At 71.2% G+C, this 23,432-nt stretch carries 21 protein-coding genes; 17 read left to right on the top strand and 4 right to left on the bottom strand.

Annotated features, from left to right (window positions below; genetic code table 11):
• Positions 1-9: 9 nt before the first annotated feature.
• A complete protein-coding gene (locus G7Z13_RS20470; RefSeq protein ID WP_166001363.1) occupies positions 10-852 on the top strand; it encodes a carbohydrate-binding protein in 843 nt (280 codons plus the stop codon).
• A 318-nt stretch (positions 853-1,170) separates the two neighbouring features.
• The gene (locus G7Z13_RS20475; RefSeq protein ID WP_166001365.1) at positions 1,171-1,866 is read left to right on the top strand and encodes a demethylmenaquinone methyltransferase; all 696 of its coding nucleotides are present in this window, start codon (positions 1,171-1,173) and stop codon (positions 1,864-1,866) included.
• Here G7Z13_RS20475 and G7Z13_RS20480 read toward each other — a convergent pair.
• Both G7Z13_RS20480 and G7Z13_RS20485 read right to left on the bottom strand, forming a co-directional pair.
• Positions 1,853-2,218, bottom strand: coding sequence for a PASTA domain-containing protein (locus tag G7Z13_RS20480; RefSeq protein ID WP_277347440.1), 366 nt, complete (start codon positions 2,216-2,218; stop codon positions 1,853-1,855). The two genes, G7Z13_RS20475 and G7Z13_RS20480, sit on opposite strands and share 14 nt — an antisense overlap.
• A gap of 107 nt (positions 2,219-2,325) precedes the next feature.
• A complete protein-coding gene (locus tag G7Z13_RS20485) occupies positions 2,326-2,832 on the bottom strand; it encodes a GNAT family N-acetyltransferase (protein WP_166001369.1) in 507 nt (168 codons plus the stop codon).
• Positions 2,833-2,929: 97 nt separating this feature from the next.
• On the opposite strand from G7Z13_RS20485, the gene G7Z13_RS20490 reads away from it, so the two are divergent.
• A complete protein-coding gene (locus G7Z13_RS20490; protein WP_166001371.1) occupies positions 2,930-4,219 on the top strand; it encodes a geranylgeranyl reductase family protein in 1,290 nt (429 codons plus the stop codon).
• On the opposite strand, the gene G7Z13_RS20495 is transcribed toward G7Z13_RS20490, so the two are convergent.
• Both G7Z13_RS20495 and G7Z13_RS20500 read right to left on the bottom strand, forming a co-directional pair.
• Complete coding sequence (locus G7Z13_RS20495; protein ID WP_166001373.1) at positions 4,220-5,383, bottom strand: Cmx/CmrA family chloramphenicol efflux MFS transporter; 1,164 nt, start codon at positions 5,381-5,383, stop codon at positions 4,220-4,222.
• Positions 5,384-5,689: 306 nt separating this feature from the next.
• Positions 5,690-6,550, bottom strand: coding sequence for a C40 family peptidase (locus G7Z13_RS20500; protein WP_166001375.1), 861 nt, complete (start codon positions 6,548-6,550; stop codon positions 5,690-5,692).
• 713 nt (positions 6,551-7,263) lie between these two features.
• On the opposite strand from G7Z13_RS20500, the gene G7Z13_RS20505 reads away from it, so the two are divergent.
• The 14 genes from G7Z13_RS20505 to nuoN are packed head-to-tail and all read left to right on the top strand — an operon-like array spanning position 7,264 to position 23,311.
• A complete protein-coding gene (locus G7Z13_RS20505) occupies positions 7,264-7,623 on the top strand; it encodes an NADH-quinone oxidoreductase subunit A (RefSeq protein ID WP_007383963.1) in 360 nt (119 codons plus the stop codon).
• Positions 7,624-7,636: 13 nt separating this feature from the next.
• Positions 7,637-8,191: an NADH-quinone oxidoreductase subunit B gene (locus G7Z13_RS20510; protein WP_030494814.1), complete on the top strand. Its 555-nt coding sequence runs from the start codon at positions 7,637-7,639 to the stop codon at positions 8,189-8,191.
• Positions 8,188-8,949, top strand: coding sequence for an NADH-quinone oxidoreductase subunit C (locus G7Z13_RS20515; protein ID WP_166001378.1), 762 nt, complete (start codon positions 8,188-8,190; stop codon positions 8,947-8,949). Before G7Z13_RS20510 ends, G7Z13_RS20515 begins: the two co-directional genes overlap by 4 nt.
• Positions 8,946-10,268, top strand: a complete 1,323-nt coding sequence (locus G7Z13_RS20520; RefSeq protein WP_166001379.1) for an NADH-quinone oxidoreductase subunit D — start codon at positions 8,946-8,948, stop codon at positions 10,266-10,268. The genes G7Z13_RS20515 and G7Z13_RS20520 overlap by 4 nt, the downstream gene beginning before the upstream one ends.
• Positions 10,265-11,134, top strand: coding sequence for an NADH-quinone oxidoreductase subunit NuoE (nuoE, locus tag G7Z13_RS20525; RefSeq protein ID WP_166001381.1), 870 nt, complete (start codon positions 10,265-10,267; stop codon positions 11,132-11,134). Before G7Z13_RS20520 ends, nuoE begins: the two co-directional genes overlap by 4 nt.
• Positions 11,131-12,483, top strand: a complete 1,353-nt coding sequence (nuoF, locus tag G7Z13_RS20530) for an NADH-quinone oxidoreductase subunit NuoF (protein WP_206313117.1) — start codon at positions 11,131-11,133, stop codon at positions 12,481-12,483. Before nuoE ends, nuoF begins: the two co-directional genes overlap by 4 nt.
• Complete coding sequence (locus G7Z13_RS20535) at positions 12,480-14,984, top strand: NADH-quinone oxidoreductase subunit G (RefSeq protein WP_166001384.1); 2,505 nt, start codon at positions 12,480-12,482, stop codon at positions 14,982-14,984. Before nuoF ends, G7Z13_RS20535 begins: the two co-directional genes overlap by 4 nt.
• A complete protein-coding gene (gene nuoH, locus G7Z13_RS20540; RefSeq protein ID WP_166001386.1) occupies positions 14,981-16,342 on the top strand; it encodes an NADH-quinone oxidoreductase subunit NuoH in 1,362 nt (453 codons plus the stop codon). Before G7Z13_RS20535 ends, nuoH begins: the two co-directional genes overlap by 4 nt.
• Positions 16,335-16,985 carry an NADH-quinone oxidoreductase subunit NuoI gene (gene nuoI / locus G7Z13_RS20545; protein WP_166001388.1) on the top strand — a complete coding sequence of 217 codons (651 nt, stop codon included), beginning with the start codon at positions 16,335-16,337 and terminating at the stop codon, positions 16,983-16,985. The genes nuoH and nuoI overlap by 8 nt, the downstream gene beginning before the upstream one ends.
• Positions 16,982-17,824, top strand: coding sequence for an NADH-quinone oxidoreductase subunit J (locus G7Z13_RS20550; protein WP_166001390.1), 843 nt, complete (start codon positions 16,982-16,984; stop codon positions 17,822-17,824). The genes nuoI and G7Z13_RS20550 overlap by 4 nt, the downstream gene beginning before the upstream one ends.
• On the top strand, positions 17,821-18,120 hold the full coding sequence (gene nuoK, locus G7Z13_RS20555) for an NADH-quinone oxidoreductase subunit NuoK (protein ID WP_166001391.1): 300 nt from the start codon (positions 17,821-17,823) through the stop codon (positions 18,118-18,120). The genes G7Z13_RS20550 and nuoK overlap by 4 nt, the downstream gene beginning before the upstream one ends.
• A 12-nt stretch (positions 18,121-18,132) precedes the next feature.
• Positions 18,133-20,079 (top strand): NADH-quinone oxidoreductase subunit L, encoded by a 1,947-nt coding sequence (nuoL, locus tag G7Z13_RS20560; RefSeq protein ID WP_166001393.1) that lies wholly within the window; start codon positions 18,133-18,135, stop codon positions 20,077-20,079.
• Positions 20,080-20,084: 5 nt separating this feature from the next.
• Positions 20,085-21,656, top strand: coding sequence for an NADH-quinone oxidoreductase subunit M (locus tag G7Z13_RS20565; RefSeq protein ID WP_166001395.1), 1,572 nt, complete (start codon positions 20,085-20,087; stop codon positions 21,654-21,656).
• Entirely contained in the window at positions 21,653-23,311 is a 1,659-nt protein-coding gene (gene nuoN, locus G7Z13_RS20570) for an NADH-quinone oxidoreductase subunit NuoN (protein WP_166001398.1), read from the top strand. The genes G7Z13_RS20565 and nuoN overlap by 4 nt, the downstream gene beginning before the upstream one ends.
• The last annotated feature ends 121 nt before the right edge of the window (positions 23,312-23,432 follow it).

The following is a 23,432-nucleotide window of genomic DNA, read 5'->3' on the forward strand; positions in this document are numbered from 1 at the left end:
GGAGCAGACATGGACGGCACCTCCCCGCAGCGCGACTCCCGGCACGGCGACACCGCGCACGGCAACTCCCGGCACGTGCGCCGCAAAACGGTGCTGCGCGCCGCCCTCGCCGCGACCGTCGGAGTCCCCACCGCCCTGCTGGGCGCCCCCGCCCTGGCCCGCACCCTGGCCCCCGCGGACACGGCACCCCCGCTCACCCCGCCCTGCGACGACGGCGACGACCCCACCCCGCCGCAGACCGAAGGCCCCTACTTCAAGCCCAACTCACCGCGCCGCACCGGCCTGCTGGAGGCGGGCACCCCCGGCACCCGGCTCACCGTGAGCGGATACGTCTTCGGCCTCGCCTGCCGGCCGATCACCGGAGTGCTGCTGGACTTCTGGCAGGCGGATGTCAACGGGGCTTACGACAACACGGGGTTCCGGCTGCGCGGTCACCAGTTCACCGGGGCCGACGGCGCGTTCACCCTCACCACGATCGTCCCCGGCCTCTATCCGGGCCGCACCCGCCACCTCCACGTGAAGGTGCAGGCCCCCGGCCGGCCGGTGCTGACCACCCAGCTGTACTTCCCGAACGAGCCCCGCAACAGCACCGACACGATTTTCGACCCGCGGCTGCTGATGACCGTCCGCGACGCGGGCGGCGCCAAGGAGGCCGCCTTCGACTTCGTGCTCGACGTGCCGCAGGACCCCGGCCCCACCCCGCCGCCGGGCGGCACCTGGGCCCCCGGCACCGCCTACCGGGCCGGCGACCGCGCCACGTACGCGGGCCGCGCCTACGTCTGCCTCCAGGCCCACACGGCCCAGCCCGGCTGGGAGCCACCGGCCGCACCGGCCCTGTGGCGAGCGGCCTGAGCCCGCCGGTCCGGGCCCCGGCGGCCATGACCTCTCGGCCGGCCGTACCCCCTCGGCGGGCCGTGGCCGCTGAGGCAGCCGCCGGACGACCGCCTCGGCTCCGCCCTGTGGGACCTGGCCACGTACCTCTGCTGCCGGCTGCTCGGCTTCGCCCACCGGGAGGGGACGCTGCGGCGGCCCGGCGCGGGGACGGCCGCCGGCCCCGCGCCGGGCCGCGATGGCGTACGGCGGCTGGTCGCTGTGCGGGTGGGTGGAGGACGTGGCGGCGAAACGCACGCCGCGGCTCCGGCCGCACGGCCCGGCTGCAACAATGAGGGCGTGACCCGCGCATCCCTGGACAAGCAGCCGCACGAAGTCGCCTCGATGTTCGACGACGTCGCGGACCGGTACGACCTCACCAACGACGTGCTGTCCCTGGGCCAGGCCCGGGGGTGGCGGAAGGAGGTCGCCAAGGCCGTCGACGCGCGGCCCGCGCAGAAGGTCCTGGACCTGGCCGCCGGTACGGCCACCTCGTCGCTGCCGTTCACCCGCGCCGGCGCCTATGTCGTCCCCTGCGACTTCTCCCTCGGCATGCTCCAGGTGGGCAAGCGGCGGCACCCGTGGCTGCCGCTGACCGCGGGGGACGCCACCCGGCTGCCGTTCAGGGACGACGTCTTCGACGCCGTCACCATCTCCTTCGGGCTGCGCAACGTCCAGGACTTCGACGCCGCGCTGCGCGAGATGTACCGGGTGACGCGGCCCGGCGGACGCGTCGTGATCTGCGAGTTCTCGCACCCCACCTGGGCGCCCTTCCGCACCGTCTACACCGAGTACCTGATGCGGGCGCTGCCGCCGGTGGCGCGCGCGGTGTCCTCCAACCCGGAGGCGTACGTCTACCTCGCCGAGTCCATCCGCGCCTGGCCCGACCAGGCGGGCCTCGCCGACCGGCTCAAGGGCGCCGGCTGGTCGCGGGTGGCGTGGCGGAACCTCACCGGCGGCGTGGTCGCGCTGCACCGGGGCTTCAAGGACAGCTGAGCGCGCTCAGCTCCGGCGGCGCCTGCGGCGCGGGCTCGGGCGGGGTCAGCTCGCGGCGGACGCCGCCGTGCGGCGGGCCGGGCTCGCGGGGCTCGCGGACGCCCGATCCGCCGCCGCCCTCCCCCTCGCCGGGGTCGAACCAGACGGTGACCGCGGCGCCGCGCGGGACCCGCGCGCCGGGCGGCGGGTACTGCCGTACGACGTGGTCGACGACGGCGCGGTGGAAGTCCGGGCGGTCGGGCGCGTCGAGGCGCACACCGTGGGCCTCGGCGGCGGCGCGGGCGTCGACGGCCATGAGACCGACGAGCCGTGGCACGCGTGCCGCGGACGTCCGGGGCGATGCGGTCGGTATGGGTGGTCTGCTCACCGATGTCACCCCCAGCGGTACGGAAAGGGTAACCGTCCGGGGTGTCGTCCGGAAGCGTCCGGTGTCGTTCCGTAGCCGAAGGTGACCGAGCGTCACAGATCCAGGCGGTAGCAGTGGCCCTGCTGCTCCGACTCGGGCGTCGTGAAGGTCTCCGCCAGCCGCATCCCCAGCCGCCGGGTCACCGCGATCGAGCGGGCGTTGCGGGCGTTGACCAGGGCGACCACGCTCGGCACGCCCGCCTCCCGCAGCCGCTCCAGCGTCATCAGCGCCGCCGCGGTCACATAGCCCCGGCCCCAGTGCTCCCGGCCCAGCCGCCAGCCGATCTCGATCTCCCCGGCCGGGCCCCACGGCTGCGGCCAGGGCTGCGCGCCGGTGAAGCCGATGACCCGGCCGTCCTCGTCCAGCATCGTCCACAGGCAGAAGCCGAGTTCGGCGTCGTGCTTGCGCTGACGGGCCGTCAGCTCCTCGTAGACGGACAGCTCGGCGGAGCGGCCGCCGTGGAATGCCATGACATCCGGGTGGTCGAAGACCCGGTGCCAGGCGACGGCGTCCTCGTCGGTGGGGACGCGCAGCCGTACCACGGGGAGCGTTCTGTTCACGGGGCAGCCCTTCAGCCGGTTGATCAATTCTGCTGAATAGACTGCCCATGTCCAGTGCCGGTCGGCACGCAGATTTCGAACTTGGGGAGATCCCGCCGTGACCGAGCCCCTCCTCTCCGACAACACCGCCGACGTGATCGTCGTAGGCGCGGGGCCGGCCGGCTCCACGACCGCGTACCACCTCGCCAAGGCGGGGCTCGACGTGCTGCTGCTGGAGAAGACCGAGTTCCCGCGCGAGAAGGTGTGCGGCGACGGGCTCACCCCGCGCGCGGTCAAGCAGCTCGTCGCCATGGGCATCGACATCTCGGAAGAGGCCGGCTGGCTGCGCAACAAGGGCCTGCGCATCATCGGCGGCGGCGTCCGGCTCCAGCTGGACTGGCCGGATCTCGCCTCCTTCCCGGACTACGGCCTGGTCCGCAAGCGCGACGACTTCGACGAGCAGCTCGCCCGCCAGGCGCAGAAGGCGGGCGCCCGGCTGTACGAGCGCTGCAACGTCTCCGGGCCGATCGTCGACGACCGCACCGGCCGCATCACCGGCGTCACCGCCAAGCTGGGCGAGGACAAGCGCGAGGTCTCCTTCCACGCGCCGCTCGTCGTCGCCGCCGACGGCAACTCCACCCGGCTCTCCCTGGCGATGGGCCTGCACCGCCGCGAGGACCGCCCGATGGGCGTCGCGGTCCGCACGTACTTCACCTCGCCCCGCCACGACGACGACTACCTGGAGTCCTGGCTGGAGCTGTGGGACCGCCGCGGCCCCGGCGAGGACCGGCTGCTGCCCGGCTACGGCTGGATCTTCGGCATGGGCGACGGCACCTCCAACGTCGGCCTCGGCGTCCTCAACACCTCCGACTCCTTCAAGGAGCTGGACTGGCGCGAGGTGCTGAAGGCCTGGTGCGCCTCCATGCCCGAGGACTGGGGCTACACCCCCGAGAACATGACCGGCCCGATCCGCGGCGCCGCCCTGCCGATGGCCTTCAACCGCCAGCCGCACTACACCCGCGGCCTGCTCCTCGTCGGCGACGCCGGCGGCCTCGTGAACCCCTTCAACGGCGAGGGCATCGCCTACGCCATGGAGTCCGGCCAGATCGCCGCCGACGTCATCGTCCAGGCCCACGCCCGGTCCACCCCGGCCCAGCGCGAGACCGCCCTCCAGCGCTACCCGCGCGTCCTCAAGGACACCTACGGCGGCTACTACACCCTCGGCCGCGCCTTCGTGAAGCTCATCGGCAACCCGAAGGTCATGAAGATCGCCACCCAGCGGGGGCTCACCCACCCGCTGCTGATGAAGTTCACCCTCAAGCTGCTCGCCAACCTCACGGACCCGACGGGCGGCGACGCGATGGACCGCATCATCAACGGCCTGTCGAAGGTGGCCCCCAAGGCGTGATCACGCCACCCCGTCCCGTGCCCGCCGTGCCGCCCGCCCGCTACGGCGGCCGGCGGCGGCCAGGGCCGCTCCCACCGCGGCGAGAGCGACGCTGACCCAGGCGGCGGCCCGCTGGTCGCCCGCCGCGGAGGCGGCCGCCCCGGCCGCCAGAGGCCCGGCGAACGCGCCCACGTTCAGCGCGGCCGTGGCGAACGAGCCGCCCAGCGCGGGCGCGCCGGACGCCGCCCGCAGCACCCGCCCCACCAGCGCCGAGCCGGCGCCGAAGGACAACGCGCCGAGGACGGCGGCCAGGAGGAACAGGGGTACGGCGCCCGAGGCGGTCAGGGCGAGCGCCGCCCAGCCGGCCGGCAGCGCGGCCGTCGCGTACCGGACGAGACGGCCGTCGCCCCGGCGGCCGGCCACGGTCACCCCGAGGAAGGCACCCGCTCCGAACGCCGCGAGCAGCCCGGGCACCACCGCCTCGGGCAACCGCGTCACCTCCGTGGCGACGACGGCGAGGTGGGCGAACGTCGCGAAGGTCGCCCCGTTGACGAGCGCGGCGAGCGCCAGCGCCGACCGCACCGGGCGTTCCCCGAGGACCCGCAGCTCCCGGCGGACCGAGACCGGGGCGCGGCCGGCGGCGCCGGCGGGCGCCGAGCGGAACACCAGCGCCAGCGCGGGCAGACACAGCGCGGCCACCGCCCAGAACGCCGCCCGCCACCCGGCCCGCTCACCGAGCAGCGCGCCCGCGGGCACCCCGGCGACGCACGCCAGCGTGACCCCGGACAGGAGCACGGCGGTCGCCCGGCCCTGCTCGGCGGGAGGGACGAGGGAGGCGGCCACGGACATCGCCACCGCCAGGAAACCGGCGTTGACGAGCGCGGCGACGACCCGGGTGGCGAACAGCACCGCGAAGTCGTCCGTGAGCGCGCCGGCCACATGCACGGCGACGAACGCCGCGAGGAACACCGCCAGCGCCCGGCGGCGCGGCCAGTGGGCACTCCAGGCGGCCATCACCGGGGCGCCGGCGACCATGCCGATCGCGTAGGCGGAGGTCAGGCTCGCCGCGGCGGCCGGTGACACGGACAGCTCCCGGGCGATGCCCGGCACGAGCCCGGCCAGCATGAACTCGGACGTCCCCTGGGCGAAGACGGCGAGGCCCAGGACGTGAAGGAGGAAAGGCAAAGAGTCGACTCCGGCGTGAGACGCGGGCAGGAAGCATCCGCGCGCCGGACAAGTCAGGGAAGGAGGAACCGGCCAGGCACGCGGAGCGCGTGTCCGGTCGCCGGGGGCGGCTCGGAGAGCCGTACGGCGGTCAGCCTGCGGCCCGCCGCCGGGCGACCGGCGGCTCCGCTCTGTCGGACTCGGGGTTCGTCACGCGAGGCACGCTAGCGGCGCGCTCGCGGCGAGGCAACGGGAATACCGTCCCGAGGACGGGCGGAGGGCCGCAGCCCCCGAGCGGCTGCGGCCCTTCCCACGATGAGAGGCGACTCAGAGGACGCGCACCGCGCCCGACGCCGGGTAGCCGGACAGGTCCTGGATGACGACGCCCTTGGAGGGGTTCGCGGCGTCCAGGTACTGGCCGTTGCCGATGTAGACACCCACGTGGTACGCGGAGCCCTTGCCACCCCAGTACAGGATGTCGCCGGGCTGGATCTGGGACAGCGGGATGTCGGTGCCGACCATCGACTGGTCCTGGGACACGCGCGGCAGGTCCACACCGACCTGGCGGAAGGCGGCCTGGACGAGGCTGGAGCAGTCCCAGGCGTTGGGGCCGGTCGCGCCCATGACGTAGGCGTCGCCCAGCTGGGCCTTGAGGAACGAGATGACCGTACCGACGCTGCCGCTCGCGGGCGCGGAGACGGACGGCGCGGACACGGAGCCCTGCGGGGACGCGGAGGCGGACGCGGACGCGGTGAGCGTGGTGCGCTCGGCGTCGCGGGCGGCGCGCTCGGCGGCGGCCCGGCGCGCGGCCTCCTCGGCCTTCTTCTTGGCTTCCGCCTTCTTCTTCGCCTCGGCGAGGTCGGCCTTGGCCTCCTTGGCGGCCTGGGCCGCGGCCGCGTCACGCTCGGCCCGCAGCTCGTAGTTCGCGGCGGCCAGTTCGGTGGCGTCCGCGGACTCGGCGACCTGGGCGGCCAGGTCGTCCGTCAGGGTGGGCAGTTCGAGAGTCTGCGTCACCGGTTCGGCGGCGTTCGCGGACGCCGACGCACCGGCCACTGCCACGGTGCTGAGGATGCCACCGGCAACTCCGGCCCGCATCGCGATCGAGGACGCGCTGCGGCGGGGCTTCCGGTGGCTGCGTATGTGAGCGGTGTGGGACATGAGAACAACCGGTATCAGGGGCTCCTTCATACCTTCAAGAAACGTGGCGTGCGCCACAGTTGCTCAATCAGGCCTCCGAAACCCGGTCGTCAGCCTCCTTATTGACGCCGTAACGGACATTGCGGACCCACCCTCTCAAGCCTGTGATCATGGGCTTTCGTCGTTACGCCCGAATTGCCCCGCGCCTACCACCGGTTGGGATGGTTGGCCAAGCCCGCTTCTCGGGGCCCCGCGCGAATGTGGCAGAGGTCACGGAACGGTTACCCGGAGGGGCGCGTCTCGGGCGCGCGGCGACGGCCGGCCCGCTCGTGAACGCGCGCACACGTCCACACCCCGCCTCGCGACTTCTTTCGAGGTGTGAACGGAGCCCCCTATCAAGAGATCGGGTCCAGCGCCAATTTGCATGCAGCGGAAATCTCTTGATATTGAGACGCCCCTTCCGAGCTGCGGCGACGAGCGAAAATGTCACTACTGGTGATCACTCTGACGCTTCGCGTACGAAGATCACCGCTCATACGACTTCATGATCCTTCGTCAGGTGGTGGAGATCACAAAGCTTGTGCAATACCCCGTGTCGCAGATCACAGAGCGGCGGGCATAAGATGCGAGGCAGTTGGGCTTGTGACCTGCTTCACATGTTCTCGATCTTCGCCGGGGCCAGCGGGGTTGGCGGGACCGGTGGGGCGGGTGTGAGCCCGGTGAAACCGCCAGCAGTCAGTGCCGACTGAGAGGAGCGAGGAGCGGTGAACGCGTATGCGCCCATCCTCGTACTGGGAGCCCTCGGGGCAGGCTTTGCGATCTTCTCCGTGGTCATGGCCACGCTGATCGGTCCGAAGCGGTACAACCGCGCCAAGCTCGAGGCCTACGAGTGCGGTATCGAGCCGACCCCCACGCCGGCCGGCGGCGGGCGCTTCCCCATCAAGTACTACCTGACGGCGATGCTCTTCATCGTCTTCGACATCGAGATCGTCTTCCTCTACCCCTGGGCCGTCACCTTCGACGCCCTGGGTGTGTTCGGGCTCGTGGAGATGCTGCTCTTCGTGCTCACCGTCTTCGTCGCCTACGCCTACGTCTGGCGGCGCGGCGGCCTGGAATGGGACTAGGGGCCTTTTAGTCATGGGACTCGAAGAAAAGCTGCCGAGCGGCTTCCTGCTGACCACCGTCGAGCAGGCCGCCGGGTGGGTGCGCAAGGCATCGGTCTTCCCGGCCACCTTCGGCCTGGCCTGCTGCGCCATCGAGATGATGACCACCGGCGCCGGACGGTACGACCTGGCGCGCTTCGGCATGGAGGTCTTCCGCGGCTCGCCGCGCCAGGCCGACCTGATGATCGTCGCCGGCCGCGTCAGCCAGAAGATGGCGCCGGTGCTGCGGCAGGTCTACGACCAGATGCCGAACCCCAAGTGGGTGATCTCCATGGGGGTCTGCGCCTCCTCCGGCGGCATGTTCAACAACTACGCCATCGTCCAGGGCGTCGACCACATCGTCCCCGTCGACATCTACCTCCCCGGCTGCCCGCCGCGGCCGGAGATGCTCATGGACGCCATCCTCAAGCTCCACCAGAAGATCCAGGGCTCCAAGCTCGGGGTCAACGCCGAGGAGGCGGCCCGCGAGGCGGAGGAAGCGGCGCTCAAGGCCCTGCCGACGATCGAGATGAAGGGGCTGCTGCGGTGAGCGACGCGAACGGCACCCAGGGTGCGCACGGGCCGGACCGGCCCAACCCCGAGCAGGACCTCAGCGCCTCCAACCTCCCCGGACAGCGCGGCGACGGCGGCGAGGAGATCCGCGTCCAGCGCGGCATGTTCGGCGCGAACAACGGCGGCGACACCTCCGGCTACGGCGGCCTGGTCCGCTCGGTCCGGCTCCCGGGACCGGCGAGCAGGCCCTACGGCGGCTGGTTCGACGAGGTCGCCGACGAGCTGGAGGGCGCGCTGGAGGAGCAGGGACTGCTCCCCGGCAACGCCATCGAGAAGACGGTCGTCGACCGCGGCGAACTCACCTTCCACATCGAACGCGAGCACCTGGTCCGCGTCGCCCGCACCCTGCGCGACGACCCGGCCCTGCGCTTCGAGCTGTGCACCGGCGTCAGCGGCGTCCACTACCCGCACGACAAGGGCCGCGAGCTGCACGCCGTCTACCACCTGCGCTCGATCACCCACAACCGGCTGATCCGCCTCGAAGTCAGCGCCCCGGACGCCGACCCGCGCATCCCGTCCCTGGTCGAGGTCTACCCGACCAACGACTGGCACGAGCGCGAGACGTACGACTTCTTCGGGATCGTCTTCGACGGCCACCCGGCCCTGACGCGGATCATGATGCCGGACGACTGGCAGGGCCACCCGCAGCGCAAGGACTACCCCCTCGGCGGCATCCCCGTCGAGTACAAGGGCGCCCAGATCCCGGCTCCGGACCAGCGGAGGTCGTACTCGTGAGCACTTCGCACGCCTCCCCCAGGGAGACCACTGAGGGCACCGTCTACACGGTCACCGGCGGCGACTGGGACGAGATCGTCCAGTCCGCGGCCAAGGCCGACGACGAGCGCATCGTCGTCAACATGGGCCCGCAGCACCCCTCCACCCACGGGGTGCTCCGCCTGATCCTGGAGATCGAGGGCGAGACGGTCACCGAGGCCCGCTGCGGCATCGGCTACCTGCACACCGGCATCGAGAAGAACCTCGAGTACCGGACCTGGACGCAGGGCACCACGTTCGTGACGCGCATGGACTACCTGACGTCCTTCTTCAACGAGACCGCCTACTGTCTCGCCGTCGAGAAACTGCTCGGCATCGAGGACCAGATCACCGAACGCGCCAAGATCATCCGCGTGCTCCTGATGGAGCTGAACCGGATGTCCTCCCACCTGGTGTGCATCGCCACCGGCGGCATGGAGCTGGGCGCCACCACGATCATGATCTACGGGTTCCGCGACCGCGAGATGATCCTCGACCTCTACGAGCTCATCACGGGCCTCAGGATGAACCACGCGTACATCCGCCCCGGCGGACTCGCCCAGGACCTGCCGCCCGGTGCGGTGGACCAGATCCGCGAGTTCGTGAAGAAGATGAAGCGGAACCTCCCGGAGTACGACAAGCTCGCCACCGGGAACCCCATCTTCAAGGCCCGCATGCAGGACATCGGCTACCTCGACCTGGCCGGCTGCATGGCCCTCGGCGCCACCGGCCCGATCCTGCGCTCCACCGGCCTCCCGCACGACCTGCGCAAGGCCCAGCCCTACAGCGGCTACGAGACGTACGACTTCGACGTCCCGACCACCGACACCTGCGACGCCTACGGCCGCTTCCTGATCCGGCTGGAGGAGATGCGCCAGTCGCTGCGGATCATCGAGCAGTGCCTGGACCGGCTCCAGCCCGGCCCGGTCATGGTGCCTGACAAGAAGATCGCCTGGCCCGCCCAGCTCGCCCTCGGGCCGGACGGTCTCGGCAACTCCCTCGACCACATCAAGAAGATCATGGGCACCTCCATGGAGGCCCTGATCCACCACTTCAAGCTGGTCACCGAGGGCTTCCGGGTCCCGCCCGGACAGGCCTACGCGGCCGTCGAGTCACCCAAGGGCGAACTCGGCGTGCACGCCGTCTCCGACGGCGGCACCCGCCCCTACCGGGTCCACTTCCGCGACCCGTCCTTCACCAACCTGCAAGCCATGGCGGCGATGTGCGAGGGCGGCCAGGTCGCCGACGTCATCGTCGCCGTCGCGTCCATCGACCCCGTGATGGGAGGCGTCGACCGGTGACCACCTCATCCTCGGAGCGAGCCGAGCGAGGCGTCAGTCTGGGCATGCCCGAGCTGCCCGCGCCCGACTACCCGGACGACGTCCGAGCCCGGCTCGAACGGGACGCGCGGGAGATCATCGCCCGCTACCCGGACTCCCGGTCCGCACTCCTGCCGCTGCTGCACCTGGTGCAGTCGGAGGAGGGCCACGTCACGCGCACCGGGATGCGGTTCTGCGCGGAGACGCTCGGCCTGACCACGGCCGAGGTCACCGCGGTGGCCACCTTCTACACCATGTACCGGCGCAAGCCCTCCGGTGACTACCAGGTGGGCGTGTGCACCAACACCCTGTGCGCGGTGATGGGCGGCGACGCCATCTTCGAGACCCTCCAGGAACACCTGGGCGTCGGCAACGGCGAGACCACCGACGACGGCAAGGTCACCCTGGAGCACATCGAGTGCAACGCGGCCTGCGACTACGCCCCCGTCGTGATGGTCAACTGGGAGTTCTTCGACAACCAGACCCCGGACAGCGCCCGGCGCCTCGTCGACGACCTGCGCGCCGGCCGGCCCGTCAGCCCCACCCGCGGCGCGCCCCTGTGCACCTTCAAGGAGACCGCCCGGATCCTGGCCGGCTTCCCCGACGAGCGGCCCGGCGCCGTCGAGGCGGGCGGCAGCGGCGGACCGGCGTCCCTGGTGGGCCTGCGCCTGGCCAAGGGCGAGGCGGCGCCCGCGCGCGTGGTCCACCCGCGCGGTGAGGCACCCCGTGACGAGCCGCCGCACCAGCCGCCGCCCGCGGAGCACCTCAGCTCCCACGACGCGCCGCAGTCCACATCGGCCTCCGACCCCGCGAACCCCAGCGGACCCGTCGCCGAGGAGGGGGAGTGATGACCGTGGTACCCGACGTCAAGGACACCAGCCCCGAGAAGCTGCTCGCACCCGTGCTGTCGGCCTTCTGGGACGAGGACCGCTCCTGGTCGCTGGACGTCTACCGGCGGCACGAGGGCTACGAGGGGCTGCGCAAGGCGCTCGCCATGTCGCCGGACGACGTGATCGCGTACGTCAAGGACTCCGGTCTGCGCGGGCGCGGCGGCGCGGGATTCCCGACGGGCATGAAGTGGCAGTTCATCCCGCAGGGCGACGGCAAACCGCACTATCTCGTGGTCAACGCCGACGAGTCGGAGCCCGGGACCTGCAAGGACATCCCGCTCCTCTTCGCCAACCCGCACAGCCTCATCGAGGGCATCGTCATCGCGTGCTACGCCATCAGGTCGTCGCACGCCTTCATCTATCTGCGGGGCGAGGTCGTCCCCGTCCTGCGGCGGCTGCACGAGGCCGTCCGCGAGGCCTACGCGGCGGGCTACCTCGGCAAGAACATCCTCGGCAGCGGACTCGACCTCGAACTCACCGTGCACGCGGGCGCCGGCGCGTACATCTGCGGTGAGGAGACCGCGCTGCTCGACTCGCTCGAAGGCCGCCGCGGCCAGCCGCGGCTGCGTCCCCCCTTCCCCGCCGTCGCGGGCCTGTACGCGTGCCCCACTGTCGTGAACAACGTCGAGTCGATCGCGTCGGTTCCCGCCATCATGAAGAACGGCAAGGACTGGTTCAGGTCGATGGGCAGCGAGAAGTCCCCGGGCTTCACGCTGTACTCGCTCAGCGGCCACGTGGCCAGCCCCGGCCAGTACGAGGCCCCGCTCGGCATCACCCTGCGCCAGCTGCTCGACATGAGCGGCGGGATGCGGCCCGGGCACCGGCTGAAGTTCTGGACGCCGGGTGGCTCCTCGACGCCGATGTTCACCGACGAGCACCTCGACGTGCCCCTCGACTACGAGGGCGTCGGCGCCGCCGGGTCCATGCTCGGCACCAAGGCCCTGCAGTGCTTCGACGAGACGACCTGCGTGGTCCGCGCCGTCACCCGCTGGACCGAGTTCTACGCCCACGAGTCCTGCGGCAAGTGCACCCCGTGCCGGGAAGGCACCTACTGGCTGGTGCAGCTGCTGCGCGACATCGAGGCCGGCAAGGGCGCCATGAGCGACCTCGACAAGCTGGCCGACATCGCCGACAACATCAACGGCAAGTCCTTCTGCGCCCTCGGTGACGGTGCCGCCTCGCCGATCTTCTCCTCGCTGAAGTACTTCCGCGAGGAGTACGAGCAGCACATCACGGGCCGCGGCTGCCCCTTCGACCCGGCCAAGTCGACGGCCTGGGCCGATCACCGCACGGAGGTGAACGCATGACCGTGACCACCAGCGCCCCCGCCGGCGGGGGAGAGGCGGCGGTCCCGCCGGAAGATCTCGTCACGCTGACCATCGACGGCATCGAGATCAGCGTGCCCAAGGGCACCCTGGTCATCCGCGCCGCCGAACAGCTCGGCATCGAGATCCCGCGTTTTTGCGACCACCCCCTCCTCGACCCGGCCGGCGCGTGCCGCCAGTGCATCGTCGAGGTCGAGGGCCAGCGCAAGCCCATGGCGTCCTGCACGATCACGTGTACGGACGGAATGGTCGTGAAGACTCAACTGACCTCACCGGTCGCCGAGAAGGCCCAGCACGGCGTGATGGAGCTGCTGCTCATCAACCACCCGCTGGACTGCCCGGTCTGCGACAAGGGCGGCGAGTGCCCGCTGCAGAACCAGGCCATGTCGCACGGCAACGCCGAGTCACGCTTCGAGGGCAGGAAGCGCACCTACGAGAAGCCGGTGCCGATCTCCACCCAGGTGCTGCTCGACCGTGAGCGCTGCGTGCTGTGCGCGCGCTGCACCCGCTTCTCCAACCAGGTCGCCGGCGACCCGATGATCGAGCTGATCGAGCGGGGCGCCCTCCAGCAGGTCGGCACCGGCGAGGGCGACCCCTTCGAGTCGTACTTCTCCGGCAACACCATCCAGATCTGCCCGGTCGGCGCGCTCACCTCGGCGGCGTACAGGTTCCGCTCCCGCCCCTTCGACCTGGTCTCCTCGCCGTCGGTGTGCGAGCACTGCTCCGGCGGCTGCGCCACCCGCACCGACCACCGGCGCGGCAAGGTCATGCGGCGCCTCGCGGCCAACGACCCCGAGGTCAACGAGGAGTGGATCTGCGACAAGGGCCGCTTCGCGTTCCGCTACGCACAGCAGCGCGACCGCCTCCAGACGCCGCTGATCCGCAACCCCGAGGGCGAGCTGGTGCCGGCGTCCTGGCCGGAGGCGCTGCAGATCGCCGCGCAGGGACTGCTCGCCTCGCGCGGCCGCACCGGTGTCCTCACCGGCGGCCGGCTCACCGTCGAGGACGCCTACGCCTACAGCAAGTTCGCGCGGGTGGCGCTCGACACCAACGACATCGACTTCCGCGCGCGGCCGCACAGCGGTGAGGAGGCCGACTTCCTCGCCGCGCGGGTCGCGGGCCGCGGCCGCGACCTCGACGGCACGGGCGTCACGTACACCTCCCTGGAGAAGGCCCCGGCGGTGCTGCTCGCCGGGTTCGAGTCCGAGGAGGAGGCGCCCGGCGTCTTCCTGCGGCTGCGCAAGGCCTGGCGGGGGCACGGACAGCAGGTGTTCGCCCTGGCCACCCACGCCACGCGGGGCCTGCGGAAGGCGGGCGGCACGCTGCTGCCGGCCGCGCCCGGCACCGAGACCGAGTGGTTGGACGCGCTCGCCGCCGGGGTCGGCCTGGAGGGCGACGGGGCGAAGGCCGCCGAGGCGCTGCGCGCCGAGGGCGCGGTGATCGTCGTCGGCGAGCGGCTCGCCTCGGTCGCCGGAGGCCTCACCGCCGCGGTCCGGGCCGCGTCCGCGACCGGTGCGCGGCTGGTGTGGATCCCGCGGCGGGCGGGCGAGCGCGGCGCCGTCGAGGCCGGCGCGCTGCCCTCGCTGCTGCCCGGCGGACGCCCGGCCACCGACCCGCGCGCGCGGGAGGAGGTCGCCGCCGTCTGGGGCCTCGCCGGCCTCCCGCACCGCTACGGCCGCGACACCGGCCAGATCGTGGAGGCCGCCGCCACCGGGGAACTGGGCGCGCTGCTCGTCGCGGGCGTGGAGGTCGCGGACCTGCCCGACCCGGCCCGCGCGCGGGAGGCGCTCGCCGAGGCCGGCTTCGTGGTCTCGCTCGAACTGCGGCCCAGCGAGGTGACCGCCCTCGCGGACGTCGTCCTGCCGGTCGCCGCGGTCGCCGAGAAGGCGGGCACCTTCCTCAACTGGGAGGGCAGGGTGCGCCCGTTCGAGGCCGCGCTCAAGCCCGACCAGATGACCCGGCGCCTCGCGCCCAGCGACGCGCGCGTGCTCCAGATGCTCGCCGACGCCATGGACGTCCACCTGGGCCTGCCGGACCTGCGGACCATCCACGCGGAGCTGGACCGGCTCGGCGCCTGGGACGGCCCGCACGCCACCGGGCCGCTGGAGACCGCGGCCCCGCTGCCCCGGCCCGCGGCCGGGGAGGCGGTCCTCGCCGGGCACCGGCTGCTGCTCGACCAGGGCGTCCTGCAGCAGGGCGACGAGGCGCTGGCCGGCACCCGGCACGCCGCACGCGCGCGCGTGTCGGCCGCCACGGCCGCCGAGGCCGGCGTCGTGGACGGCGACGCGCTCGCCGTGACCGGCCCCGCCGGCACCGTCGAACTCCCGCTGGAGATCACCGAGATGCCCGACCGCGTGGTGTGGCTGCCGCTGAACTCCACCGGCGGCGGTGTCGCCTCCGACACCGGCGCGCTGCCCGGCTCCCTCGTCCGCATCGGCCCGGCCACGCTCGCCGGCGAGGCCCCCAAGGAGGTGGAGGCATGAGCCCGTACCTCGCCGCTGAAGACCTCTCGATGTTCGGCCGCGACCCGTGGTGGCTGGTCGTCGTCAAGGCGGTCTTCTGCTTCGCCTTCCTGATGGTGACCGTGCTGATCTCCATCGTGATGGAGCGCAAGGTCGTCGCCTGGATGCAGCTGCGCATCGGCCCCAACCGGCACGGCCCGTGGGGCATGCTCCAGTCGCTCGCCGACGGCATCAAGCTGATGCTGAAGGAGGACATCGTCGTCAAGCGCGCGGACAAGGTGGTCTACGTCCTCGCGCCGATCGTCGCCGCCATCCCGGCGTTCATGGCGATCGCGGTGATCCCCTTCGGCCCGGCCGGCAACGAGATCTCGATCTTCGGCCAGCGCACCACGATGCAGCTCACCGACCTGCCGATCGCGATGCTCTACATCCTCGCGGTCGCCTCGGTCGGCATCTACGGCATCGTGCTGGCGGGCTGGAGCTCCGGATCGACGTACCCGCTCCTCGGCGGCCTGCGCTCGTGCGCGCAGATGATCTCGTACGAGATCGCCATGGGCGCCGCGTTCGCCTCGGTGTTCCTCTACTCCGGGTCGATGTCGACCTCGGCGATCGTCGAGGCCCAGCAGGACCGCTGGTACGTGGTGCTGCTGCCGGTGTCCTTCCTGATCTACATCGTGACGATGGTCGGCGAGACCAACCGCGCCCCCTTCGACATGCCGGAGTCCGAGGGCGACCTGGTCGGCGGCTTCAACACCGAGTACTCGTCGATCAAGTTCGCGATGTTCATGCTCGCCGAGTACGTCAACATGGTGACCGTCTCGGCCGTGTCCGTGACGCTCTTCCTCGGCGGCTGGCGCGCCCCGTGGCCCGTCAGCACCTTCTGGGAGGGCGCCAACCACGGCTGGTGGCCGCTGCTCTGGTTCACCGTCAAGGTGCAGCTGCTGCTGTTCTTCTTCGTCTGGCTGCGCGGCACGCTCCCGCGGGTCCGCTACGACCAGCTGATGAAGCTCGGCTGGAAGGTCCTCATCCCGGTCTCGGTGGTCTGGCTGATGCTGGTCGCCACCGTGCGGACGCTGCGCAACGAGAACTACGACTTCGCCGACATCGCCCTGTACGTGGGCGGCGGCGTCCTCGCCCTGCTGCTGCTCTCCTTCGTCGCGGACTTCTTCCGCGAGCGCGGCAAACCGGCCCAGGCCCCGGTCGAGCCGGCCGCCTTCGACCCGATGGCGGGCGGATTCCCCGTGCCGCCGCTGCCGGGCCAGGAGCTGCCGCCGGTGCCGCGGCGCCGCTCGCGCCGCGAGCGGGAGCTGATTGTCAGTGGCGGACCCGATACTCACAGTGACGGATCGCGTGACGGAAAGGAGGCGTCCGATGGCTGAGGAGCCCCAGGAGGGCGGGCACACGTCGCCCGGTTTCCAGAACCCCGTGGCCGGCTTCGGCGTGACCTTCAAGGCCATGTTCAAGAAGCGGCTCACGGAGCAGTACCCGGAGCAGAAGAAGACCACCGCTCCGCGTTTCCACGGACGGCACCAGCTCAACCGCCATCCGGACGGCCTGGAGAAATGCGTCGGCTGCGAGCTGTGCGCCTGGGCCTGTCCCGCCGACGCGATCTACGTCGAGGGTGCGGACAACACCGACGAGGAGCGCTACTCGCCGGGCGAGCGGTACGGGCGGGTGTACCAGATCAACTACGCCCGCTGCATCCTGTGCGGCCTGTGCATCGAGGCGTGCCCCACGCGCGCGCTGACGATGACCAACGAGTTCGAACTGGCCGACTCCAGCCGCGCCAACCTCATCTACACCAAGGAACAGCTGCTGGCCGGTCTCGACGAGGGCATGGTCGACACCCCGCACGCCATCTACCCGGGCATGGACGAACAGGACTACTACCGGGGCCTGGTGACGGAGGCCGCGCCCGGCACCGAGCGCCAGGTCGCCCACTCCGAGGGCGAGGTCGTGCAGGAGGCCGACTCCACCTTCGGCGGGACCGAACCGGCGTCGGAGAAGGTGATCGGCCGATGACCGCGCAGCTCGCCGCCTACACCACCTCCACCGGAGAGGCCGTCCAGTTCTGGATCCTCAGCACGGTCGCGGTGATCGGCGCCCTGTGCACCGTCTTCATGAGGAAGGCCGTGCACAGCGCGCTCTGCCTGGCCGGCACCATGATCGTCCTGGCGGTGTTCTACCTCGCCAACGGCGCCTACTTCCTGGGCGTCGTGCAGATCGTCGTCTACACCGGCGCGATCATGATGCTGTTCCTGTTCGTGGTGATGCTCGTCGGCGTCACCGCCGCGGACTCCCTGAAGGAGACCATCAAGGGCCAGCGCTGGCTGGCCCTGCTGTGCGGGCTCGGCTTCGGCATCCTGCTCGTCGCCGGCATCGGCAACGCCTCGCTGAACGAGTGGGGCGGCATCGGCACGGCCAACGCGGGCGGCAACGTCGAGGGCCTGGCGGCCCTGATCTTCACCAAGTACGTCTTCGCCTTCGAACTCACCGGCGCCCTGCTGATCACGGCCGCCGTCGGCGCCATGGTGCTCACCCACCGCGAGCGCACCGAGCGCGCCAGGACCCAGCGGGAGCTGGCCGAGCAGCGCGTCCGCGAGGGCAAGCACCTCCCGCCGCTGCCTGCACCGGGCGTCTACGCCCGACACAACGCCGTGGACATCGCGGGCCTGCTGCCCGACGGCACCCCGTCGGAGCTGACCGTCAACAAGACGCTGCGCGCACGCGGCCAGATCAGGGACGTCTCCGCGCAGGCGCTGAACGACCTGCGGGCGCTGGAACAGCGCGCCGAGGAGCGCCTGGAGCGGACCGGGACCGTGCCGGCGACCTTCAAGCGGACCGAGGAGGCGTCGAAGTGAACCCCGTCTACTACCTGTATCTCGCGGCGCTGCTGTTCGCGATCGGCGCCACCGGCGTGCTGATCCGGCGGAACGCGATCGTGCTGTTCATGTGCGTGGAGCTGATGCTCAACGCCTGCAACCTCGCGTTCGTCGCCTTCTCCCGGATGCACGGCAACCTCGACGGCCAGATCATCGCCTTCTTCACGATGGTCGTCGCCGCCGCGGAGGTCGTGGTCGGGCTCGCGATCATCGTGTCGCTGTTCCGCGCCCGCCACTCGGCCTCGGTCGACGACGCCAGTCTGATGAAGCTCTAAGGGGTCGCTGAAGTGGAGAACCTGATTGCGCTGCTGATCGCGGCGCCCCTGCTCGGAGCGGCCGTCCTGCTGTGCGGCGGCCGGCGGCTGGACGCCGTCGGCCACTGGCTCGGCACCCTGCTGGCGTTCGTCTCCTTCGCCCTCGGCGTCGTGCTCTTCGCCGACCTGCTGGGCAAGGACGCCGAGCACCGCACGCTCACCTCGCACCTGTTCAGCTGGATCCCGGTCGAGGGCTTCCAGGCGGACATCGCCTTCCGCCTCGACCAGCTGTCGATGACGTTCGTCCTGCTGATCACCGGCGTCGGCTCGCTGATCCACCTCTACTCGGTCGGGTACATGGAGCACGACGAGCGGCGCCGCCGCTTCTTCGGCTACCTGAACCTGTTCCTCGCGGCGATGCTGCTGCTCGTCCTCGCCGACAACTACCTGCTGCTGTACGTCGGCTGGGAGGGCGTCGGTCTCGCCTCCTACCTGCTGATCGGCTTCTGGCAGCACAAGCCCAGCGCCGCCACGGCCGCGAAGAAGGCCTTCCTGGTCAACCGGGTCGGCGACATGGGCCTGTCGATCGCGATCATGCTGATGTTCACCACGTTCGGCACCTTCGCCTTCGGCCCGGTGCTCGGCAGTGCGGGGGACATCTCCGAGGGCACCCTCACCGCGATCGGCCTGATGCTGCTGCTCGCCGCCTGCGGCAAGTCCGCCCAGGTGCCGCTGCAGTCCTGGCTCGGGGACGCGATGGAGGGCCCGACCCCGGTCTCCGCCCTCATCCACGCCGCGACCATGGTCACCGCGGGCGTCTACCTGATCGTCCGCTCCGGAGCGATTTTCAACGCCGCTCCCGACGCCCAGCTCGTCGTCACCATCGTCGGCGCGGTCACGCTCCTGTTCGGTGCGATCGTCGGTTGCGCCAAGGACGACATCAAGAAGGCGCTGGCCGGCTCGACCATGTCGCAGATCGGCTACATGGTGCTGGCGGCCGGCCTCGGCCCGATCGGCTACGTCTTCGCGATCATGCACCTGGTCACGCACGGCTTCTTCAAGGCCGGGCTGTTCCTGGGCGCCGGCTCCGTCATGCACGGCATGAACGACGAGGTCGACATGCGCCGCTACGGCGGCCTCAGGAAGTACATGCCGGTCACCTTCGTCACCTTCGGCCTCGGCTACCTCGCGATCATCGGCTTCCCCGGCCTGTCCGGCTTCTTCTCCAAGGACAAGATCATCGAGGCGGCGTTCGCCAAGGGCGGCACCGAGGGCTGGATCCTCGGCGGCTGCGCCCTGCTCGGCGCGGCCATCACCGCCTTCTACATGACGCGCGTGATGCTGATGACGTTCTTCGGCGAGGAGCGCTGGCGCAACGCGCCGACGCCGTCCCCGGCCGAGCCGGACGTGGAGCCCGCCGCCGAGACCCGCGGCGACCACACCGAGCCGCACCCGCACGAGTCGCCGAAGATCATGACGATCCCGATGATCGTGCTGGCCGTCGGATCGGTCGCGGGCGGCGCGTTCTTCAGCATCGGCGACCGGTTCATCCACTGGCTGGAGCCCGTCACCGGGCACGCCCACGGCCACCCGCCGATCAGCGCGGGCACGGTCACCGCGGCGACCGTGGCGTGCATGGTGATCGGCGTCGCCCTCGCCTGGGCGCAGTACGGCCGCCGCCCGGTCCCGGCGGTCGCCCCGCGCGGGTCCCTGCTCACCCGGGCCGCCCGCCGCGACCTGCTCCAGGACGACTTCAACCACGTCGTCCTGGTCCGCGGCGGCGAGCACCTGACCCGGTCCCTGGTGTACGTCGACCACACCCTGGTCGACGGAGTCGTCAACGGCACGGCGGCCTCGGTCGGCGGCCTCTCCGGACGGCTGCGCCGCCTCCAGAACGGCTTCGCGCGGTCGTACGCGGTCTCGATGTTCGGCGGTGCGGCGGTCCTGGTCGCCGCCACCCTGCTGATGAGGGCGGTCTGATACCGATGTCCTTTCCCCTGCTGACAGCGACGGCGGCGCTCCCGGCGCTCGGGGCGGTCGCCACGGCCGCCGTCCCGGCCGCGCGGCGCACCGCCGCCAAGTGGCTGGCGCTGCTCGTCTCGCTCGCCACCCTCGCCCTCGCGATCGCCGTCGTGATCCGCTTCGACCCGGGCGGCGACCGCTACCAGCTCACCGAATCGCACTCCTGGATCAAGGACTTCGGCGTCCGCTACGAGCTGGGCGTGGACGGCATCGCGGTCGCGCTGATCGCGCTGACCGCCCTGCTGATCCCGTTCATCATCCTCGCGGGCTGGCACGACGCCGACCCGCTGGAGACCGGCAGCAAGCGGTGGCGGCCCACCCAGGGCTTCTTCGCCCTGATCCTGGCCGTCGAGGCGATGGTGATCCTCTCCTTCGAGGCCACCGACGTCTTCCTCTTCTACATCTTCTTCGAAGCCATGCTCATCCCGATGTACTTCCTCATCGGCGGCTTCGGGGACCGTGCCCACGAGCACGGCGAACAGGCGGCGGCGACCCAGCGGTCGTACGCGGCGGTGAAGTTCCTGCTCTACAACCTGGTCGGCGGTCTGATCATGCTGGCCGCGGTGATCGGGCTGTACGTGGTCGCCGGGAACTTCTCGCTCACGGAGATCGCCGAGGCCCGCGCCAACGGAACGCTCGACATGGCGACGAGCACCGAACGCTGGCTCTTCCTCGGCTTCTTCTTCGCCTTCGCGGTGAAGGCGCCGCTGTGGCCGCTGCACACCTGGCTGCCGAACGCGATGCAGGAGTCCACCGCCCCCGTCGCGGTCCTCATCACCGCGGTCGTCGACAAGGTGGGCACCTTCGCGATGCTCCGCTTCTGCCTCCAGCTGTTCCCGGAGGCCAGCACGTGGGCCACGCCCGCGATCCTGGTGCTGGCGCTGATCAGCATCATCTACGGGGCGCTGCTCGCGGTCGGCCAGCGCGACATCAAGCGGCTGATCGCCTACGCGTCGATCTCCCACTTCGGCTTCATCATCATGGGCATCTTCGCGATGACCAGCCAGGGCCAGTCCGGCGCGACCCTGTACATGGTCAACCACGGCATCTCGACGGCCGCGCTGATGCTGGTCGCCGGCTTCCTGATCTCCCGGCGCGGCTCGCGGCTCATCGCCGACTACGGCGGGGTGCAGAAGGTCGCCCCGGTGCTCGCCGGAACCTTCCTGATCGGCGGCCTCGCGACCCTGTCGCTGCCCGGACTCGCCCCGTTCGTCAGCGAGTTCCTGGTCCTGGTCGGCACCTTCGCCCGCTACCCGGTGATCGGCATCATCGCCACCTTCGGCATCGTGCTCGCCGCGCTCTACACCCTCGTCCTCTACCAGCGGACGATGACGGGCCCGGTGAAGCCGGAGGTCTCCGCGATGCCGGACCTCAGGGTGCGTGAGCTGGTGGTCGTGGCGCCGCTGGTCGCGCTGCTGATCGTGCTCGGCGTCTACCCGAAGCCGGTCACGGACATCGTCAACCCGGCGGTCGAGCAGACCATGTCGGACGTACAGAAGAAGGACCCCCGGCCCGAGGTGGAGGCGGCCAAGTGAGCGCATCAGCCGTCCACAGCCTGTGGACAACGGCGGCAACCGCGGCCGAACCGATCTCGAAGATCGACGCACCGAAGATCGAGTACGGGCAGCTGGCGCCCACCCTGATCGTCGTGGGCGCGGCGATCGTCGGGGTGCTCGTCGAGGCGTTCGTCCCGCGCAAGTCGCGGTACTACGTCCAGCTGTTCGTGTCCGTCGTGGGCCTGGCCGCCGCCTTCGCCGCGGTCGTCGCGCTCGCCGCCGACGGATACGGCACCACCAAGGCGCGGATCGCGGCCATGGGAGCCGTCGCCGTCGACGGTCCGGCCCTGTTCCTGCAGGGCACCATCCTGCTGACCGCGCTGGTCGGCCTGTTCACCTTCGCCGAGCGGCGCCTGGACCCGGCGGCGCACGGCAAGCCGGTCGACTCCTTCGCCGCGCAGGCCGCCTCCGTGCCCGGCAGCGACAGCGAGAAGGCCGCGGTCAAGGCCGGGTTCACCACCACCGAGGTGTTCCCGCTGCTGCTGTTCGCGGTCACCGGCATGCTGCTGTTCCCGGCGGCCAACGACCTGCTGACGCTGTTCGTCGCGCTGGAGGTGTTCTCGCTCCCGCTGTACCTGCTGTGCGCGCTGGCCCGCCGCAAGCGGCTGATGTCGCAGGAGGCCGCGGTGAAGTACTTCCTGCTCGGCGCGTTCGCCTCCGCGTTCACCCTGTTCGGCATCGCGCTGCTGTACGGCTACGCCGGCTCGATGTCGTACGCCACGATCGCGCAGGTCGTCGAGGGCACGGTCACCGACGTCACCCCCGCCCTGGCGAACACCATGGGCAATGACGCGCTGCTGCTGATCGGCGTCGCGCTGATCGTGATGGGCCTGCTGTTCAAGGTGGGCGCGGTGCCGTTCCACATGTGGACGCCGGACGTCTACCAGGGCGCGCCGACCCCCGTGACCGGCTTCATGGCGGCGGCGACGAAGGTGGCCGCGTTCGGCGCGCTGCTGCGCATCCTGTACGTCGTCCTGCCGGGCCTGCGCTGGGACTGGCGGCCGGTGATGTGGGGCGTGGCGATCGTCACCATGCTGGGCGGCGCGATCGTCGCGATCACCCAGACCGACATCAAGCGGCTGCTGGCGTACTCGTCGATCGCGCACGCGGGATTCATCCTCGCGGGTGTCATCGCGACCACGCCGGACGGTGTCTCGTCGGTCCTCTTCTACCTGGGCGCCTACTCGTTCGTGACCCTCGGCGCGTTCGCGGTCGTCACGCTGGTGAGGGACGCGGGCGGCGAGGCGACGCACCTGTCCAAGTGGGCCGGGCTGGGGCGCCGCTCCCCGCTGGTCGCGGCCGTGTTCGCGGTGTTCCTGCTGGCCTTCGCGGGCATCCCGCTGACCAGCGGTTTCGCGGGCAAGTTCGCCGTGTTCAAGGCGGCGGCGGAGGGCGGCGCGGTCCCGCTGGTGGTGGTCGGCGTGATCTCGTCGGCGATCGCGGCGTTCTTCTACATCCGAGTGATCGTGCTGATGTTCTTCAGCGAGCCCAGGCCGGAGGGCCCGACGGTCGCCGTGCCGTCGCCGCTGACGATCACCGCGATCACGGTGGGCGTCGCGGTGACGCTGGTGCTCGGCGTGGCGCCGCAGTACTTCCTGGACCTCGCGGGGCAGGCGGGCGTCTTCGTGCGCTGACCCCGCCCACCGGTACGGCCGCGGCCCGGCATCCCTCACGGGGGATGCCGGGCCGCCGTGCGCCGACCGTGCCTGTGGATAACTTCCGGGACTGTCGGTGCCGCCCCCTATCGTGGAGGCA

The sequence above is a fragment of the Streptomyces sp. JB150 genome (assembly GCF_011193355.1).
Taxonomy (GTDB): domain Bacteria; phylum Actinomycetota; class Actinomycetes; order Streptomycetales; family Streptomycetaceae; genus Streptomyces.